20 protein-coding genes and 1 tRNA gene are annotated in these 18,979 nt (G+C 59.7%); all 21 read left to right on the top strand.

The genetic code is table 11. The features are described from left to right. Positions 1–9 precede the first annotated feature (9 nt). The 21 genes from AC07X6_RS04325 to AC07X6_RS04225 all read left to right on the top strand — a co-directional run bounded on the left by AC07X6_RS04325 (position 10) and on the right by AC07X6_RS04225 (position 18,972). Entirely contained in the window at positions 10–618 is a 609-nt protein-coding gene (locus tag AC07X6_RS04325; RefSeq protein ID WP_230540735.1) for a tetratricopeptide repeat protein, read from the top strand. Positions 619–688: 70 nt separating this feature from the next. After that, entirely contained in the window at positions 689–1,669 is a 981-nt protein-coding gene (locus AC07X6_RS04320) for an NAD(P)H-quinone oxidoreductase (RefSeq protein ID WP_494790203.1), read from the top strand. A 73-nt stretch (positions 1,670–1,742) separates the two neighbouring features. Further along, a complete protein-coding gene (tpiA, locus tag AC07X6_RS04315) occupies positions 1,743–2,492 on the top strand; it encodes a triose-phosphate isomerase (protein WP_494790202.1) in 750 nt (249 codons plus the stop codon). 28 nt (positions 2,493–2,520) lie between these two features. Further along, positions 2,521–2,922, top strand: coding sequence for a preprotein translocase subunit SecG (secG, locus tag AC07X6_RS04310; protein ID WP_035820525.1), 402 nt, complete (start codon positions 2,521–2,523; stop codon positions 2,920–2,922). 201 nt (positions 2,923–3,123) lie between these two features. Beyond that, positions 3,124–3,208, top strand: a tRNA-Leu gene (locus tag AC07X6_RS04305). Between the two features lie 177 nt (positions 3,209–3,385). Then, the gene (locus tag AC07X6_RS04300) at positions 3,386–3,745 is read left to right on the top strand and encodes an NADH-quinone oxidoreductase subunit A (RefSeq protein WP_010399734.1); all 360 of its coding nucleotides are present in this window, start codon (positions 3,386–3,388) and stop codon (positions 3,743–3,745) included. A 3-nt stretch (positions 3,746–3,748) separates the two neighbouring features. After that, the gene (locus AC07X6_RS04295) at positions 3,749–4,225 is read left to right on the top strand and encodes a NuoB/complex I 20 kDa subunit family protein (RefSeq protein WP_010399733.1); all 477 of its coding nucleotides are present in this window, start codon (positions 3,749–3,751) and stop codon (positions 4,223–4,225) included. A gap of 17 nt (positions 4,226–4,242) precedes the next feature. Continuing rightward, a complete protein-coding gene (locus tag AC07X6_RS04290) occupies positions 4,243–4,836 on the top strand; it encodes an NADH-quinone oxidoreductase subunit C (RefSeq protein WP_072452729.1) in 594 nt (197 codons plus the stop codon). Continuing rightward, complete coding sequence (locus tag AC07X6_RS04285) at positions 4,836–6,089, top strand: NADH-quinone oxidoreductase subunit D (RefSeq protein WP_494790201.1); 1,254 nt, start codon at positions 4,836–4,838, stop codon at positions 6,087–6,089. The genes AC07X6_RS04290 and AC07X6_RS04285 overlap by 1 nt, the downstream gene beginning before the upstream one ends. A gap of 12 nt (positions 6,090–6,101) precedes the next feature. Further along, positions 6,102–6,581 carry an NADH-quinone oxidoreductase subunit NuoE gene (nuoE, locus tag AC07X6_RS04280; protein ID WP_035820520.1) on the top strand — a complete coding sequence of 160 codons (480 nt, stop codon included), beginning with the start codon at positions 6,102–6,104 and terminating at the stop codon, positions 6,579–6,581. Continuing rightward, positions 6,578–7,873, top strand: coding sequence for an NADH-quinone oxidoreductase subunit NuoF (gene nuoF / locus AC07X6_RS04275; RefSeq protein WP_010399729.1), 1,296 nt, complete (start codon positions 6,578–6,580; stop codon positions 7,871–7,873). Before nuoE ends, nuoF begins: the two co-directional genes overlap by 4 nt. Positions 7,874–7,895: 22 nt before the next feature. Next, a complete protein-coding gene (nuoG, locus tag AC07X6_RS04270; RefSeq protein ID WP_494790200.1) occupies positions 7,896–10,229 on the top strand; it encodes an NADH-quinone oxidoreductase subunit NuoG in 2,334 nt (777 codons plus the stop codon). Then, positions 10,229–11,311 carry an NADH-quinone oxidoreductase subunit NuoH gene (gene nuoH, locus AC07X6_RS04265; RefSeq protein WP_070224109.1) on the top strand — a complete coding sequence of 361 codons (1,083 nt, stop codon included), beginning with the start codon at positions 10,229–10,231 and terminating at the stop codon, positions 11,309–11,311. Before nuoG ends, nuoH begins: the two co-directional genes overlap by 1 nt. A gap of 14 nt (positions 11,312–11,325) precedes the next feature. Beyond that, positions 11,326–11,814 (top strand): NADH-quinone oxidoreductase subunit NuoI, encoded by a 489-nt coding sequence (nuoI, locus tag AC07X6_RS04260; protein ID WP_010399726.1) that lies wholly within the window; start codon positions 11,326–11,328, stop codon positions 11,812–11,814. A gap of 65 nt (positions 11,815–11,879) precedes the next feature. Then, the gene (locus AC07X6_RS04255; RefSeq protein WP_034779507.1) at positions 11,880–12,512 is read left to right on the top strand and encodes an NADH-quinone oxidoreductase subunit J; all 633 of its coding nucleotides are present in this window, start codon (positions 11,880–11,882) and stop codon (positions 12,510–12,512) included. Further along, positions 12,509–12,817, top strand: coding sequence for an NADH-quinone oxidoreductase subunit NuoK (gene nuoK, locus AC07X6_RS04250; RefSeq protein WP_010399724.1), 309 nt, complete (start codon positions 12,509–12,511; stop codon positions 12,815–12,817). Before AC07X6_RS04255 ends, nuoK begins: the two co-directional genes overlap by 4 nt. A 46-nt stretch (positions 12,818–12,863) precedes the next feature. Continuing rightward, entirely contained in the window at positions 12,864–14,957 is a 2,094-nt protein-coding gene (nuoL, locus tag AC07X6_RS04245) for an NADH-quinone oxidoreductase subunit L (protein WP_230540379.1), read from the top strand. Positions 14,958–14,986: 29 nt separating this feature from the next. Further along, complete coding sequence (locus AC07X6_RS04240; RefSeq protein ID WP_230540380.1) at positions 14,987–16,486, top strand: NADH-quinone oxidoreductase subunit M; 1,500 nt, start codon at positions 14,987–14,989, stop codon at positions 16,484–16,486. Positions 16,487–16,502: 16 nt separating this feature from the next. Then, positions 16,503–18,005, top strand: coding sequence for an NADH-quinone oxidoreductase subunit NuoN (nuoN, locus tag AC07X6_RS04235; protein WP_076567089.1), 1,503 nt, complete (start codon positions 16,503–16,505; stop codon positions 18,003–18,005). A gap of 3 nt (positions 18,006–18,008) precedes the next feature. Further along, positions 18,009–18,338, top strand: a complete 330-nt coding sequence (locus AC07X6_RS04230) for a DUF2818 family protein (RefSeq protein WP_474292077.1) — start codon at positions 18,009–18,011, stop codon at positions 18,336–18,338. A gap of 76 nt (positions 18,339–18,414) precedes the next feature. Next, positions 18,415–18,972, top strand: a complete 558-nt coding sequence (locus AC07X6_RS04225) for an NUDIX domain-containing protein (RefSeq protein WP_230540383.1) — start codon at positions 18,415–18,417, stop codon at positions 18,970–18,972. Positions 18,973–18,979: the final 7 nt, after the last annotated feature.

Genomic DNA, 18,979 nt, shown 5'->3' with positions numbered 1-18,979 from the left:
CCCATTCCGATGAAAAAACTGATCATTACATTACTCATGCTGTTGACGATACAGCTGCCCGCGCGGGCCGGCTTCGTCGAAGGCGCCAGCGCCTACAACAACAAGAATTACGCGCTGGCTTACAAGGAAATATTGCCCCTTGCTAAGACCGGCAACGCCGATGCCCAGCATTTGCTGGGCTTGATGTATTACATGGGGCGTGGCTTGCCGCAGGATTACAAGCAAGCCATGTTCTGGCACCGCAAGGCGGCCGAGCAGGGCAAGGCCGACGCCCAGTACGTGGTGGGCGCCATGTATTACACGGGCAACGCCGTGCTGCAAGACCACAAGCAGGCCGTCAGCTGGTTCCGCAAGGCGGCCGAGCAGAATCATGCCGAGGCGCAACAGGTGCTGGGCCTGATGTACCGCTACCACATGGGCGGCGTGCAGCAGGATAACGTCATCGCCTACATGCTGTGGAACCTGGCGGCTGCGAATGGCAACGCGAATGCGGCCGACCAGCGCGCCGCCGTCGTGCGCAAGATGACGCATGAGCAAGTCGAGGAAGGGCAGGCCCTGTCGGCGAAGTGGAAGCCGGGCACGCCCTTGCCGCGCCAGTCGAAGACGGGCGCCGGTTAAGAGGGGCGGTGGTCTGCAGGGGAGGGCGGCTTGGCGTACAATCGCCGTTTTCCCTTGAAAGAGTCCCGCCATGCGTGCAGTTGCCATCAGCCAGCCAGGTCCCGCCGACGTTTTGCAGATCGCCGAACGTCCCATGCCGCAATTTAAAGCGGGCGAATTGCTGATCAAGGTGCACGCGGCCGGCATCAACCGTCCCGACGTGCTGCAGCGCCTGGGCAAATATGCGCCGCCCGCCGGCGCGTCGGACTTGCCTGGCCTGGAAGTGGCGGGCGAAGTCGTCGATGGCGATTTCAGCAATACGGCATTCAGGAAGGGCGACCTGGTCTGCGCGCTGGTGCAGGGCGGCGGCTATGCCGAATATTGCGCCGCGCCGAGCGGCCAGTGCTTGCCCTTGCCGAAAGGCTTGACGGCGCTGGAAGGCGCATCCCTGCCTGAAAACTTCTTTACCGTGTGGAGCAATGTCTTCGACCGCTGCGCGCTGGCGGACGGTGAAACCTTGCTGGTGCAGGGCGGCACGTCCGGCATCGGCGTGGCGGCCATTCAACTGGCGGCCGCGCTCGGTCACCGCGTGTTCGCCACGGCGGGCAGCGACGAGAAGGCGCGCGCCTGCGAGGCGCTGGGCGCCGAACGGGGCATCAATTACCGCACGGAAGATTTCGTGGCCGTCGTCAAGGAATTGACCGCCGGCAAAGGCGTCGACGTCATCCTCGACATGGTGGGCGGCGACTACCTGCCGCGCGAGATTGCCTGCCTGGCCGACGATGGCCGCATCGGCCTGATCGCCGTGCAGGGCGGCACCAGGGCGGAGCTGGACCTGGGTGCCTTGCTGCGCCGTCGCCTGACGGTAACAGGTTCCACCTTGCGTCCCCGTTCCGTTGCCTTCAAGGCGGCCATCGCGCACCACCTGCGCACGACCGTCTGGCCGCTGATCGAAGCGGGCAAGATCAAGCCCGTGATCCATCAAACTTTCCCGCTGGAAAAAGCCAACGAGGCGCATGCCTTGATGGAAGCGAGCACGCACGTGGGCAAGATCATGTTGCAAGTTGCCTGAAACGGGGCACTGCCTGTTTGACCGGCATCGGTGCCGGAGTTAGAATGACGGGTTATTAAGAATTTAGGCTACTATGCGTCGCAAACTCGTCGTCGGAAATTGGAAAATGAACGGCAGTCGCACCTCGAACGCGGTGTTATTGTCTGAAATAGTTGCTGGCTTGACCGCCTCTGGCGCCGCCAGTGCCGTCTGCGTGCCCGCGCCGTATCTGGCGCAGTGCCAGGCGCAATTGGCAGGCACGGCCCTTGGCTGGGGTGCGCAGGATGTCTCCGCGCATGCCAGCGGCGCCTACACGGGCGAAATCTCGGTCGCCATGCTGCAGGATTTTGGCTGCAGCTATGTGGTGATCGGGCATTCCGAGCGCCGCGCCTACCATAGCGAGAGCGATGCGCAGGTGGCGGCCAAGACGGTTGCCGCGCTGGCGGCAGGCATCACGCCTATCGTCTGCATCGGCGAGACGCTGGCGCAGCGCGAAGCGGGCCAGACCAATGCTGTGGTGGAGCAGCAGCTGGGCGCCGTGCTGGCGGCCATTTCCGCCGGCGACGTGGCGAAACTGGTGCTGGCCTACGAGCCGGTCTGGGCCATCGGCACGGGCAAGACGGCCACGCCGCAAATGGCGCAGGACGTGCATCAGGTATTGCGCGCCCAGCTGGCAGAAAAGAATGCGGTAGCGGCCGCCGGCGTGCAAATCCTGTACGGCGGCAGCATGAAGCCGGAGAACGCAAAAGAATTGATGGCGATGCCGGATATCGATGGCGGTCTGATCGGTGGAGCAGCATTGAAGGCGGCGGATTTCCTGGCGATTATTCACGCCGCTGATTGAATTACTTTAAACTAAGAATGGAATTGCAATGAACATGATGTTCAATCTGGTAGTGGTAGTACAGGTTATTTCGGCATTGTCGATTATCGCGCTGGTGTTGCTGCAGCACGGCAAGGGCGCCGACATGGGCGCCGCGTTTGGTTCGGGCGCCTCGGGCAGCCTGTTCGGTGCGACGGGTTCGTCGAACTTCATGTCGAAATCGACGGGCGTTGCCGCCGCGATCTTCTTCGGCGCCACGCTGGCCTTGTCGCTGATGGCCAATCAGCGCGCCACCACGGTGGGCGGCGGCGTGATGGACAAGGTCGTCAAGCCAGTGCCGGTCACCGGCGCGGGCGCGATCCCGACGACGGTGCCTGCAGCACCGGCCGCCAGCGCTCCCGCAGCAGCGGCACCGGTTGCCAGCACCCCGGCAGGCGCGATTCCCAAGTAATTCAGTGTCACCGAGTAGTATCTCGATACCTCATCGAGAGTAATTCTCATTACGGGCAGATTATTGCTCAATGTTTTAGCAGTGCGGCAGGAAAAAATCGTGACGCGCTGGAAGATGTAAAAATTTATCGTTTTTATCTGTGTTTTGATGCATTTGTGCATTAACTTTAGCGGCAAAGCAGAGTAGAATACGGGCCTTACCGCCGACGTGGTGAAATTGGTAGACACGCTATCTTGAGGGGGTAGTGGCGCAAGCTGTACGAGTTCGAGTCTCGTCGTCGGCACCAGAAATCAGAAGCCAGCAACGGCGCACGAGCCATGGCTCGTACAAAGTTGCTGGCTTTTTTTACGAGGATGTGTCGTTCGATCCTGGTCTTAGCTTTGATTGGGGTCGTGCGTTAGATACGCTGCAAATGATCGCAGCGTCCTCATTTAACCGATCGTTCAATATAAGCTCATCAATCGTGAACCTCGAAAATTACTTCCCCGTCCTGCTGTTCATTATTATCGGCCTCGGTGTCGGTATCGCTCCCCAGCTCCTGGGGCGCCTGTTAGGCCCTAACAAGCCTGACGCAGCAAAACTCTCCCCGTACGAATGTGGCTTTGAAGCATTCGAAGACGCGCGCATGAAATTCGATGTGCGCTACTATCTGGTCGCAATCCTGTTTATTTTGTTCGATCTGGAAACGGCATTCTTTTTCCCATGGGGCGTTGCAATGCGCGACCTGGGCTGGGCCGGTTTCGTCACGATGATGGTGTTCATCGCTGAATTCGTGGTCGGATTTTGGTACATTTGGAAGAAAGGTGCCCTTGACTGGGAATAAGCCATGGCTATTGAAGGCGTATTAAGCGAAGGTTTCATCACCACCTCGGCCGACAAGCTGATCAACTGGGCGCGCACCGGGTCTATGTTCCCGATGACGTTCGGTCTGGCCTGCTGTGCGGTCGAAATGATGCATGTGGGCGCAGCCCGCTACGATATGGACCGTTTCGGCGTCGTGTTCCGTCCGTCGCCGCGTCAGTCCGACGTCATGATCGTTGCCGGTACCCTGTGCAACAAGATGGCGCCGGCCCTGCGCAAGGTCTACGACCAGATGGCAGAGCCACGCTGGGTCATCTCGATGGGTTCCTGCGCCAATGGCGGCGGGTACTACCATTACTCCTATTCCGTGGTGCGCGGCTGCGACCGCATCGTGCCCGTCGACGTGTATGTGCCTGGCTGTCCTCCGACCGCTGAAGCCTTGCTGTACGGCATCATGCAGTTGCAGAACAAGATCAAGCGTACCAGCACGATCGCACGCTAACCGGGCCGCTTCAGATTATGACAACACATTTAGAAGTATTGCAAAACGCCCTCGGCACTGCCCTGGGCGATCGCGTTAGCACGACGGTTGCGCTGGGCGAAGTCACCCTGGTCGTCAAGGCCGAGGACTACCTGGCCGTGATGCAGACCCTGCGCGACGATCCGGCCCTGCATTTCGAGCAATTGCTCGACCTGTGCGGCGTCGATTACTCGACCTACGGCGACGGCAGCTGGGATGGCCTGCGTTTCGCGGCCGTTTCGCACTTGCTGTCGGTCAAGCACAACTGGCGCGTGCGCGTGCGCGTGTTTGCGCCGGACGACGACATGCCGCTGCTGCCCTCCGTGGTCGGCATCTGGCGCGCCGTCAACTGGTACGAGCGCGAAGCGTTCGACCTGCTGGGCATCCTCTTCGAAGGCCACAACGACTTGCGCCGCCTGCTGACCGACTACGGTTTCATCGGCCATCCGTTCCGCAAGGATTTCCCCGTCTCCGGCTATGTCGAGATGCGTTACGATCCGGAACAAAAGCGCGTGATTTACCAGCCCGTGACGATCGAGCCGCGGGAAAACGTGCCGCGCGTGATCCGCGAAGAACATTACGGGATGAAATAATGGCTGAGATTAAGAACTACACCCTGAACTTTGGGCCACAGCATCCGGCCGCGCACGGTGTGCTGCGCCTGGTGCTGGAGATGGATGGCGAAGTCATCCAGCGCGCCGACCCGCATATCGGCCTGCTGCACCGCGCCACCGAAAAGCTGGCCGAACAGAAGACCTACCTGCAATCCGTGCCGTACATGGACCGTCTCGACTATGTGTCGATGATGTGCAATGAACATGCGTACGTGATGGCCATCGAAAAGATGCTGGGCCTGGAAGTGCCGTTGCGCGCGCAATACATCCGCGTCATGTTCGACGAGATGACGCGCATCCTGAACCACCTGATGTGGCTCGGCACCCACGCGCTGGACGTCGGCGCCATGGGCCCGTTCCTGTATTGCTTCCGCGACCGCGAAGACTTGTTCGACGCCTACGAGGCAGTGTCGGGCGCGCGCATGCACGCGGCCTACTACCGTCCGGGCGGCGTGTACCGCGACTTGCCGGATGCAATGCCGCAGCACAAGGCCTCGATCATCCGCAACGCCAAGGCGATTTCCAAGCTGAACGAAAACCGCCAGGGTTCCCTGCTGGACTTCATCGAAGACTTCGCGCGCCGCTTCCCGAACTCGGTGGACGAGTACGAAACATTGCTGACCGACAACCGTATCTGGAAACAGCGTACCGTCGGCATCGGCGTGGTCTCGCCGGAAGACGCGCTGGCCATGGGCTTTACGGGCGCCATGCTGCGCGGCTCGGGCGTGCAGTGGGATTTGCGCAAGAAACAGCCGTACGAAGTGTACGACCAGATGGATTTCGACATTCCTATCGGCACCAACGGCGATTGCTACGACCGCTACCTGGTCCGCGTGGAAGAGCTGCGCCAGTCGAACCGCATCATCAAGCAATGCGTGGAGTGGCTGCGCAACAATGAAGGTCCTGTCATGACCAGCAACCGCAAGGTGGCGCCTCCGGGCCGCGTCGACATGAAGACCAACATGGAATCGCTGATTCACCACTTCAAGCTGTTCACGGAAGGTTTCCACGTGCCGCCAGGCGAGGCCTACAGCGCCGTGGAACATCCGAAGGGCGAGTTCGGCGTGTACCTGGTGTCCGATGGCGCCAACAAGCCGTACCGTATGAAACTGCGCGCGCCAGACTACGCCCACTTGCAGTCGCTCGACGAGATGGCGCGTGGGCACATGCTTGCCGACGCCGTGACCATCATCGGGACGCAAGATATCGTGTTCGGCAGTATTGACCGCTAAGAGGCAAAAAGTATGTTGTTATCAGAGCAATGCTATAAGAAAATTGACCGTGAGTTGGCCAAGTACCCGGCCGACCAGCGTCAGTCGGCCGTCATGGCCGCGCTGGCCCATGCCCAGGATGAACTGGGCTGGCTGGCGCCGGAAACCATGAAGGAACTGGCCGATTACATCGGCATGCCGGCGATTGCCGTGCAGGAAGTGGCCACGTTCTACAATATGTACAACGTCAAGCCCGTGGGCAAGCACAAGATCACCGTGTGCACCAACCTGCCATGCGCCCTGTCGGGCGGCGTGCGCGCTGCAGAGTACCTGAAGCAGAAACTGGGTATCGATTTCCGCGAAACCACCGCAGACGGCCAGTTCACCCTGGTTGAAGGCGAGTGCATGGGTGCTTGCGGCGATGCGCCTGTCTTGCTGGTCAGTAATAAAACCATGTGCAGCTGGATGTCGAACGAGAAAATCGACGCCATGCTGGAGGAACTCAAGAAATGACGTCACTCCACAACCGCCATATCGATCCATTGATCCTGAAGGATCTGGATGGCAAGAACTGGCATTTGCAAGATTATGTGAACCGCGGCGGCTATAGCGCCCTGCGGCGTATCCTGGAAGAGAAAATCACGCCGGAACAGATCATCGCCGACCTCAAGGCTTCGTCCTTGCGCGGCCGTGGCGGCGCGGGTTTCCCTACGGGCTTGAAGTGGAGCTTCATGCCGCGCCAGTTCCCGGGCCAGAAATACCTCGTCTGCAATACAGATGAAGGCGAACCGGGCACTTTCAAGGACCGCGACATCATTCGTTACAATCCCCATGCCCTGATCGAAGGCATGGCCATTGGCGCTTATGCGATGGGTATCACCGTCGGTTATAACTATATCCACGGTGAAATCTTCCAGGAATACCTGCGTTTCGAAGAAGCGCTGGAAGAGGCGCGCGCCGCCGGTTTCCTCGGCGACAAGATCATGGGCAGCGAGTTCTCGTTCCAGTTGCATGCGCACCATGGTTATGGCGCCTACATCTGCGGCGAAGAAACGGCCCTGCTGGAGTCGCTGGAAGGCAAGAAAGGCCAGCCGCGCTTCAAGCCGCCTTTCCCCGCCTCGTTTGGCCTGTACGGCAAGCCGACGACGATCAACAACACGGAAACCTTCGCGGCCGTGCCTTTCGTGCTGAACATTGGCCCAGAGAAATATCTGGCGATGGGCAAGCCGAACAACGGCGGTTCGAAGATCTTCTCGATCTCGGGCGACGTGGAAAAACCGGGCAACTACGAAGTGCCGCTCGGCACCCCGTTTGCGACCCTGCTGGAACTGGCAGGCGGCATGCGCGGTGGCAAAAAGATCAAGGCCGTGATTCCTGGCGGCTCGTCCGCGCCGGTGATTCGCGGCGACATCATGATGCAGACCGACCTGGACTACGACTCGATCGCGAAAGCCGGTTCGATGTTGGGTTCGGGCGCCGTCATCGTGATGGACGAAACACGCTGCATGGTAAAGGCGCTGGAACGCCTGTCCTACTTCTACTTTGAAGAATCGTGCGGCCAGTGTACGCCTTGCCGTGAAGGCACAGGCTGGATGTACCGCATGGTGCACCGCATCGAGCAGGGGCAGGGTCGTCCAGACGACCTGGACATGCTCAACTCGATCGCCGACAACATCCAGGGCCGCACCATTTGCGCGCTGGGCGATGCGGCTGCCATGCCGGTACGGGCCTTCATTAAGAATTTCCGTGAAGAATTTGAATATCATATCGAGCACAAGCATTGCTTAGTGCCCGCATATATCTAAGCTGCGTCAGGTAACGATCACCATGGTTGAAATCGAAATAGACGGCAAAAAAGTCGAAGTCCCTGCTGGTAGCATGGTGATGGACGCCGCCAACAAATTGGGAACCTACATTCCGCACTTTTGCTATCACAAGAAATTGTCGATCGCAGCGAACTGCCGCATGTGCCTGGTCGAAGTGGAAAAGGCGCCGAAGCCTTTGCCCGCTTGCGCGACCCCGGTCAGTGCCGGCATGATCGTGCGCTCCGCCAGCGATAAAGCTGTGCAGGCGCAAAAGTCGGTCATGGAATTCTTGCTGATTAACCACCCGCTCGATTGCCCTATCTGCGATCAGGGCGGCGAGTGCCAGTTGCAAGACCTGGCAGTGGGTTACGGCAAGAGCGAATCGCGCTACAAGGAAGACAAGCGCGTCGTCACGCCGAAGGAAGCCGGTCCGCTGGTTTCCATGCAAGAAATGTCGCGCTGCATCCAGTGCACCCGCTGCGTACGCTTTGGCCAGGAAGTGGCCGGCGTGATGGAGCTGGGCATGATCGGCCGCGGCGAACACTCGGAAATCGTGTCCTTCGTCGGCCAGTCGGTCGACTCCGAACTGTCGGGCAACATGATCGACCTGTGCCCGGTCGGCGCACTGACCTCGAAGCCGTTCCGCTACAGCGCCCGTACGTGGGAATTGTCGCGCCGCAAATCGGTCAGCCCGCATGACGGCCTCGGTTCGAACCTGATCGTGCAAGTGAAAGCTGGCAAGGTCAAGCGCGTATTGCCGCTGGAAAACGAAGCCGTCAACGAGTGCTGGATCTCGGACAAGGACCGTTTCTCGTACGAAGCGCTGGACAGCGCCGAACGCCTGACGTCCCCGATGCTGAAACAAGGCAACGAGTGGAAAGAAGTCGATTGGCAGACCGCACTGGAATACGTGGCGCACGGTTTGAAAAATATCAAGCACGAGCATGGCGCTGACGCCATCGCCGCGCTGGCTACCCCGCATTCGACCGTCGAAGAGCTGGTCCTGCTGCAAAAAGTCGCCCACGGCCTCGGTTCCGAGAACGTCGACTTCCGCCTGCGCCAGACCGACTTCGCGCTGGACGCCAGCGTGAAACCATGGCTGGGCATGCCGATCAGCGAATTTGGCCAGATCAAGCGCGCCTTCGTCATCGGCTCGTTCCTGCGCAAGGATCACCCATTGCTGGCCACGCGTTTGCGCGCGTCCGTCAAGGGCGGCGCCAAGCTGTCGATCCTGCACGCGTCCGACGATGATCAACTGATCACCATCGCCAACAAGATGATTGTCGCGCCTGGCGATTGGCTGGCAGCCTTGTCGGAAGTGGTCGTCGCTGTTGCTAAAGCGAAAGAAATCGCCGCGCCAGCCGGTTACGAAGCGGTCACCGCTTCGGACGTGGCCGTCGCGATTGCCGCCAGCCTGATGGCCGGCGACAACGGCGCCGTGCTGCTGGGTAATGCCGCAACGCAACACCCGCAAGCGTCGCAATTGCATGCTGCAGCGCAATGGATCGCCGAACAGACGGGCGCCAAGCTCGGTTACCTGACGGAAGCGGCCAACACGGTAGGCGCGCACCTGGTCGCCAAGCCGCGCGCCAACGTGCAAGCCGCCTTTGCTGCTCCGAAGAAAGCTTACGTGCTGCTGCACGCCGAGCCGGAACTCGATGCCGCCAATCCGCAGGCGGCCCGCGCCGCCCTCGATGGCGCCGACATGGTCGTGGCGATGTCCGCCTTCAAGCACGGCATGGATTACGCCGACGTCTTGCTGCCGATTTCGCCATTTGCTGAAACTTCGGGTACTTTCGTCAACTGCGAAGGCCGCGCGCAAAGCTTCAACGGCACCGTGAAACCGCTGGCGGAAACCCGTCCAGCCTGGAAAGTGCTGCGCGTCCTGGGCAACATCCTGGGCCTGGCCGGTTTCGACTACGACACCTCCGAAGCGATCCGCGACGAAGCGTTCGGCGCCGGCGTGACCGATCTGTCGGCACAGCTGAACAACATCGCCAAGAACGCACCGGAAGCGGCAAGCTACGCACCGGCTTCGCCAGCGCTGCAACGCATCGCCGACGTGCCGATCTACTTCGCCGACGCGCTGGTACGCCGCTCCGAACCGTTGCAACGCACGGTCGACGGCGCCGCGCCGCAAGCGCACCTGTCGCCGGCATTGGCTGAAAAGCTGGGCATCAAGGCAGGCGACAAGGTCAAAGTGGCGCAAGGCTCCGGCAGCGCCATCCTGGTGGCGGCACTTCATGCCGGCCTGCCAGCCAATGTGGTCAAAGTGTCGGCGGCGCATGCCTCGACGGCCAGCCTGGGCGGCATGTTCGGTGACATCACAGTTGAAACAGCAGAGGGGAAAATCTGATGGCTCTGCCTGAATTTGTAAACGTCATCAACAGCAGCGGCCAGGATCTGCTGGGCGGCTCGTGGCCGTTCTTCTGGACCCTGATCAAGATCCTGTGCGTGCTGTTGCCGCTGATGGGCCTGGTTGCCTACCTGACCTTGTGGGAACGCAAACTGATCGGCTGGATCCAGATCCGCGTCGGCCCGAACCGCGTCGGCCCCTTGGGCTTGCTGCAACCGATCGCCGATGCGCTGAAACTCTTGTTCAAAGAGATCATCATCCCGTCCAAGGCCGCCAAGGGCCTGTTCGTGATCGGTCCGATCATGACCATCATGCCGGCCCTGGCCGCCTGGTCGGTCGTGCCCTTCGGTCCGCAAGCCGTGCTGGCCAACGTCAACGCCGGCTTGCTGATGCTGCTGGCAATTACCTCGATGGAAGTCTACGGCATCATCATCGCCGGCTGGGCTTCGAACTCGAAGTACTCGTTCATGGGCGCCATGCGCGCTTCGGCACAGATGATTTCGTATGAAATCCCGATGGGCTTCGTGATGGTCATCGTGCTGATGGTCTCGGGCAGCCTGAACTTCATCGACATCGTCGGCGGCCAGCAAATCGGCTTCTTCGCCGACAAGGGCGTCAATTTCATGTCGTGGAACTGGCTGCCGCTGCTGCCGATGTTCGTCATCTACCTGGTGTCGGGCCTGGCTGAAGCCAACCGCCACCCGTTCGACGTCGTCGAAGGCGAGTCGGAAATCGTGGCCGGCCACATGGTTGAATATTCGGGCATGGCCTACGCCATGTTCATGCTGGCCGAATACGCCAACATGATCCTGATCGGCGCCCTGGCTTCGATCATGTTCCTCGGTGGCTGGTCCGCACCATTTGCTTTCCTTGAGTTCTGGGGTGGTTTCGGCGGCTTCTTCTGGCTGTTCGCCAAGACCTTCTTCATCGTGTCGGTGTTCATCTGGGTACGCGGTACGTTCCCACGCTACCGTTATGACCAGATCATGCGCCTCGGCTGGAAAGTGTTTATCCCGTTGACGCTGGTCTACCTGGTCTTCGTCGCTGCCTGGATGCAGACATCCTGGAATATTTGGAAGTAAGAGAGTGCATACGAATGGATAAGGTAAAAGATTTCTTCAGCAGCCTCTTGTTAGGCGAGCTGATCAAGGGCATGGCGCTGACAGGCAAGTACATGTTTTCGCGCAAGATCACGGTGCAATTCCCGGAAGAGAAGACACCGATCTCGCCGCGTTTCCGTGGCTTGCACGCGCTGCGCCGCTACCCGAACGGCGAGGAACGTTGCATCGCCTGCAAACTGTGCGAAGCGGTTTGCCCGGCGATGGCCATCACGATCGAATCGGAACAGCGTGACGACGGTTCGCGCCGTACCACGCGTTACGATATCGACTTGACCAAGTGCATCTTCTGCGGTTTCTGCGAAGAGTCCTGCCCGGTCGATTCGATCGTCGAGACGCAAATCCTGGAATACCACGGCGAGAAACGCGGGGATTTGTATTACACGAAAGAGATGTTGCTGGCCGTAGGTGATCGTTATGAAAATGACATCGCCGCTGCGCGCGCCGCCGACGCACCTTATCGCTGATGGATGCGCCGCAGCCACTGGCTGCGGCGCGCCCCTCGTTCATCTGTACGTCTATTGGGTTTTTTATGGACTTTAAAACAATTTTGTTTTACGCCTTCGCGCTGATCTTGATTCTGGCAGCGACGCGCGTCATCACGGCCCGTAATCCGGTCCACGCAGTACTGTTCCTGGTACTGTCCTTCTTCTCGGCAGCGGGCATCTGGATGCTGCTGCAAGCTGAATTCCTGGCCATCGTGCTGGTATTGGTATACGTCGGCGCCGTGATGGTGCTGTTCCTCTTCGTGGTCATGATGCTCGATATCAATATCGACCGCATGCGCGAAGGCTTCTGGGGCTACTTGCCACTGTCCGTGACGGTGGGCGTGATCATCGTGCTGGAAATGGCCGCCGTCCTGTGGCACGGTTTCCGCAACTTTGCGCCGAGCATCGCGCCAGTGAACGTCAACCTGGGCGGCACCAAGGAACTGGGCCTGTTGATCTATACCAAATATGTGTTCGCCTTCGAAATCGCCGCCGTCGTGCTGCTGGTGGCCATCGTTGCCGCGGTCGCACTGACTTTGCGCAAACGCAAGGACACCAAGCATTTTGCTCCAGGCGATGCCGTGCGCGTCAAGCGCAACGACCGCCTGAAGATCATCAAGATGGACGCGGTTGTCGAGCGTCCTGCGGCTGAGCCGGAAGTTAAGGAGGCACCATGACATTATCGCTCACACATTTTCTGGTCCTGGGCGCGATCCTGTTCGCAATCTCGATCGTCGGTATTTTCCTGAACCGCAAGAACATCATCGTATTGCTGATGGCAATCGAATTGATGCTGCTGGCGGTGAATATGAATTTCATCGCGTTCTCCCATTTCATGGGCGACGCGGCCGGTCAGATCTTCGTTTTCTTCATCCTGACGGTTGCCGCCGCTGAGTCGGCTATCGGTCTGGCTATTCTGGTGGTGATGTTCCGTAATCTGGATACCATCAACGTCGAAGACCTGGACAGCCTCAAAGGCTGATGTTTTTCAGACTCGATCTCTCGAATAATAACGATTAAGGTTCATCATGGCGGGGCAACTCCTCAACCCTAACCTCCTTCTTGCCGTACCGCTGGCGCCGCTGGCCGGTGCCGCGATTGCAGGCTTGCTTGGCACCCAGTTCCTGGGTAATTTGGTCGGACGCAAGACGTCGCATACCGCGACGATCCTGGGCGTACTGATTGCGTTCATCCTGTCCGTGCAGACATTGCTGGCAGTGATGGATGGCGCGACATTCAATGGCACGATCTATAACTGGATGACGATCGGCACCCTGAAGATGGAAGTGGGCTTCCAGATCGATTCGCTGTCGGCGATGATGATGTGCGTGGTCACCTTCGTCTCCCTGATGGTGCATATCTACACGATCGGCTACATGAAGGATGACGAAGGCTACAACCGCTTCTTCGCCTACATCTCGCTGTTCACGTTCTCGATGTTGATGCTGGTCATGGCCAACAACTTCCTGCAGCTGTTCTTCGGTTGGGAAGCCGTGGGCCTGGTCTCCTACCTGCTGATCGGTTTCTGGTACCAGCGTCCGACGGCCATCGTGGCCAACATGAAGGCTTTCCTCGTCAACCGCGTGGGCGACTTCGGCTTCATCCTGGGCATCGGCCTGCTGCTGGCCTACGCCGGCACCATGAACTACCAGGAAGTGTTCGCCAAGAAAGACGAACTGGCGCTGTTGAGCCTGCCAGGCACCGACTGGGCCCTGCTGACCGTTGCCTGCATCTGCCTGTTCATCGGCGCGATGGGCAAATCGGCGCAGTTCCCGCTGCACGTGTGGCTGCCTGACTCGATGGAAGGTCCTACCCCGATTTCGGCACTGATCCACGCCGCGACGATGGTGACGGCCGGTATCTTCATGGTCTCGCGCATGTCGCCGCTGTTCGAACTGTCCGACACGGCACTGTCCTTCATCCTGGTGATCGGCTCCATCACGGCGCTGTTCATGGGCTTCCTGGGCATCATCCAGAACGACATCAAGCGCGTTGTTGCTTACTCGACACTGTCGCAGCTCGGTTACATGACCGTGGCGCTCGGTTCGTCCGCGTACTCCGTGGCCGTGTTCCACCTGATGACGCACGCATTCTTCAAGGCACTGCTGTTCCTGGGCGCCGGTTCCGTCATCATCGGCATGCACCATGACCAGGATATCCGCAACATGGGCGGCTTGCGCAAGTACATGCCGATCACCTGGATCACTTCCCTGGTCGGTTCGCTGGCCCTGATCGGCACGCCGCTGTTCTCCGGTTTCTACTCGAAAGACAGCATCATCGAAGCCGTCGAAGCGACGCACATCTGGGGCGCTGGCTTTGCCCAGTTCGCCGTGCTGGCTGGCGTGTTCGTTACCGCCTTCTACTCGTTCCGCATGTATTTCCTCGTCTTCCACGGCAAGGAACGTTTCGGCCAGGCGCATGCGCACGGTCATGACGACCACCACGCGCCTGCTGCGAAGCATGATGCCCACGCACATGACGACCACCATGAAGAAGAGGAAGACGACCACGCGCACCACGGTCTGGAACCTGGCCAGAAGCCGCATGAATCCCCGTTCGTCGTGTGGTTCCCGCTGGTGATGCTGGCGATCCCGTCGCTCATCATCGGTTACCTGACGATCGGCCCGATGCTGCATGGCGATTTCTTCAAGGGCGTGATCTTTGTCGGCGAAAACCATCCAGCGATGGAAGAGTTGTCGCATGAATTCCACGGCGCAATGGCGATGGCGCTGCACGGCCTGTCGACGGCACCGTTCTGGCTGGCATTGTCCGGCGTGGTGGCAGCCTACTACTGCTACATGGTCAACCCGCGTGTGCCGGCCTGGTTCTTTGCCAAGTTCCACGCGATCCACACCCTGCTGGACAACAAGTACTACATGGACAAGTTCAATGAAGTCGTGTTCGCCGGCGGTGCCCGCTTGCTGGGTAATGGCCTGTGGAACTTCGGTGACAAGAAGCTGATCGATGGCCTGCTGGTCAACGGTAGCGCCAAGGTCGTCGCCTGGCTGTCCTCGCTGTCGCGAGTGTTGCAGACCGGCTACATCTATCACTATGCATTCGTGATGATCCTGGGCGTGCTGGGCTTCCTGATCTATTTCCTGCCATTCTGGCCCGCTAAGTAAGCTGACCTGATAAAAGAATACTGAGAACCATGATGCAGTCTACGATTTCTACACTACCTCCTTACCTGAGTCTGTCGATCTGGGTGCCGATCATTTGCGGCGTCCTGATCCTGGCTCTCGGCCGTGACAGCAAAGCGGGCTTTACCCGCTGGCTGTCGCTGGCTGGCGCCGTGCTCAGCATGCTGTGCACCTTGCCGCTGATCCAGCATTTCGACAACGCCGCACACGGCATGCAATTCGTCGAAAAAGCACCGTGGATTGAAACCTTCAATATCTGGTACTCGCTGGGTATCGACGGCCTGTCCCTGTGGTTCGTGCCACTGACGGCCTTCATCACCGTCATCGTCGTTATTTCTGCTTGGCAAGTGATCGAGAAGCGCATCGCCCAGTACATGGGCTCCTTCCTGATCCTGTCGGGCCTGATGATCGGCGTGTTCTGCGCGCTGGACGGCTTGCTGTTCTACTTCTTCTTTGAAGCAACCCTGATCCCGATGTTCATCATCATCGGTATCTGGGGCGGTTCGAACCGCGTGTACGCGTCGTTCAAGTTCTTCCTGTACACCTTCTTCGGTTCGCTGCTGACCCTGGTTGCCATCATCTACCTGCGCAATGTGTCGGGCACCTTCGACATCCTGGCCTGGCACGCGTTCAAGCTGACGATGAATGAACAGATCTTCATCTTCCTGGCCTTCCTGATGGCGTTTGCCGTCAAGGTGCCGATGTTCCCGGTTCACACGTGGTTGCCGGACGTCCACGTGGAAGCGCCGACGGGCGGTTCCGCCGTGCTGGCCGCCATCATGCTGAAACTGGGCGCCTACGGCTTCCTGCGTTTTTCGCTGCCGATCACGCCGGACGCCAGCCACTACCTGTCGGGCTTCATGATCGCCTTGTCGCTGATCGCCGTCATCTACATCGGTCTGGTTGCCCTGGTGCAAACCGACATGAAAAAACTGGTCGCCTATTCGTCGATCGCGCACATGGGCTTCGTCACCCTGGGCTTCTTCATGTTCAACGACATCTCGGTGCAGGGCGGTATCGTGCAGATGGTTTCGCACGGCTTCATTTCCGGCGCGATGTTCCTGTGCATCGGCGTGCTGTATGACCGCATGCATACCCGCAACATCGCCGACTACGGCGGCGTCGTGAACCGCATGCCGAAATTTGCCGCCTTCTTCGTGCTGTTCTCGATGGCCAACTGCGGTCTGCCAGCCACGTCCGGCTTCGTCGGCGAGTTCATGGTGATCCTGGGCGCGGTGAAATTCAACTTCTGGATCGGCTTGCTGGCTGCAACGGCACTGATCTGGGGCGCGGCGTACTCGCTGTGGATGGCCAAGCGCGTGGTGTTCGGCAAGATCAAGAACAAGCACGTGGCCGAATTGACCGACATCAACAAACGTGAATTCTTCATGCTTGCCGTGCTGGCCATCGCCGTGCTCGTGATGGGTCTGTACCCAGCCCCGTTCACCGACACGATGCAAACTTCGGTTGCCGACCTGCTGCAGCATGTCGCCACCAGCAAGTTGCCTTAAATAGAAGACCGATAACATGACTAATGCACCTAATCTGGTACCGCTGTACGCGGAAATCTTTCTGCTGATCGCCACGTCGGCGCTCTTGCTGATCGATATGTTCTTGCCTGCGGCGAAGCGTTCGATCACTTACGTGCTGGCCTTGCTGACCCTGGCCGGCTGCGCCTTGCTGACCGTGGGCGACTTCAATGCGGGCACCACCGTCTACACGTTCCATAACATGTTCGTGTCGGACCCGATGTCGCAGTTGCTGAAACTGTTCTCGTACGGCGCCGTGGCGCTGACCCTGATCTACTCGCGTGCCTATGCCACCGACCGCAGCATGCTGTCGGGCAACCTGGGCGGCGAGTTCTACGTGCTGGCCCTGTTTGCACTGCTGGGCCAGATGATCATGATCTCGGCCAACAACTTCCTGATCATCTACCTGGGTCTGGAACTGATGTCGCTGTCGCTGTACGCACTGATCGCTCTGCGCCGTGACAATGCCAAGGCCACGGAAGCGGCCATGAAATACTTCATCCTGGGCGCACTGGCTTCCGGTTTCATGTTGTACGGTATCTCGATGCTGTACGGCGCGTCCGGCACGCTGGACCTGGGCGAACTGCGCGTGGCGCTGGAAAACGGCAAGACCAACGGCACCATCATGGTCTTCGGCCTGGTGTTCCTCGTAGCCGGCCTGGCCTTCAAACTGGGCGTCGTGCCATTCCACATGTGGGTGCCTGACGTGTATCAAGGTTCGCCGACGGCCGTGACCCTGCTGCTGGGCGCGGCGCCGAAACTGGCCGCCTTCGCCATCACCCTGCGTTTGCTGGCCGAAGGCTTGCTGCCGATGGCGCATGACTGGCAGCAAATGCTGCTGGTGCTGGCCGTGATGTCGCTGGCCATCGGTAACTTCACCGCCATCGCGCAAACCAACCTGAAGCGCATGTTGGCGTACTCGACCATCGCGCAAATGGGCTTCGTGCTGCTGGGCTTGCTGTCCGGCACCGTCGACGCGCCGAACAACACGCTCAACGCGGCCGGCGCAGCCACCGCCTACGGCGCCTCGATGTACTACGTCATCACCTACGTGTTCACCACCCTGGGTACCTTTGGCGTGATCATGTTGCTGGCACGTAATGGTTTCGAAGCAGACGAACTGGCCGATTTCAAGGGCCTGGGCAAACGCAGCCCGATCTTCGCGCTGGTGATGACCCTGTTCATGTTCTCGCTGGCCGGCGTGCCGCCGCTGATGGGCTTCATGGCCAAGTACTCGGTGCTGGCATCGGTGCTGGCCACGGGCCAGCTGTGGCTGACCATCGCCGCCGTGCTGTTCTCGCTGATCGGCGCCTTCTACTACCTGCGCGTCGTCAAGATGATGTGGTTCGACGAGCCGAGCGACAGCAATGCGCTGGTCGTGCATGGCGACATGCGCGTCGTGCTGGCCCTGAACGGCGTGTTCGTCCTGGCCCTCGGTGTGATGCCTAACAGCATCCTGGCTGCCTGCGCGACGGCCATCACCAAGACCCTGGCGTCCTGACCGATGGATGTGACCGCTTCGAGCTGGCTGGTGATCGCCCTGGGCATTGTGGGCGCCAACCTGCCTTTCCTGAACGAGAAACTGTTTGCCGCCGTGCCGCTGAAAAAGGCGGCGCAGGCAGACGGGGGCAAAGGCTGGCGCAAGCCGCTGGCGCTGCGCCTGCTGGAGATGGTGATTCTGTACTTCATCGTCGGCGCCGCGGCATTCGCGCTCGAAGCGCGCATCGGCAACGGTTTCCCGCAGACGTGGGAGTTCTATGCCATCACGGGATGCCTGTTCCTGGTGCTGGCCTTCCCAGGTTTTGTGACTCGTTATCTGCGTAAACGCCGTTAGGCACCATCCTCCGAAAGCGGCGCCTCTGGCGCCGTTTTTTTTTATTGAGCATAATCAACGTATGGATACTGAACGCATGGATACGAATTTAACTGAGACCAAGGTGGACGGCGAACTCGTCTACCAGGGCGGCTTCCTGCGCGTGCAGCGCGACCGTGTTGCGCTGCCGGACGGCAAGATGACGGTGCGCGAATTCATCCTGCATCCGGGCGCCGTCGTCATCCTGCCCCTGCTCGACGACGGCACGGTGCTGATGGAACGCCAGTACCGCTATCCGCTCGATCGCGTGTTCATTGAGTTCCCGGCCGGCAAGATCGATGCGGGCGAGGCCCACCTGGCTTGCGCCCAGCGCGAACTGCTGGAAGAGACGGGCTACACGGCGACCGACTGGCAATTCGTTTCCACCATCCACAACGCCATCGCGTATTCCGACGAGCACCTGGAACTGTTTCTGGCGCGGGGACTCGTGGCCGGCGAACGCCAGCTCGACGAGGGCGAATTCCTCGAAACGTTTACGGCCACCGTGCCGCAGCTGCTCGACTGGGTCAGGGATGGCACGATCACGGACGTGAAAACCGTCATCGGCATCTTCTGGCTCGACAAGATTACCAGCGGCGCCTGGCAGCCGGCTTGATCCAGCG

The organism is Janthinobacterium sp. GW460-12-1-14-LB5, assembly GCF_059423585.1.
This window is presented reverse-complemented; position numbering and strand designations above follow the sequence as displayed.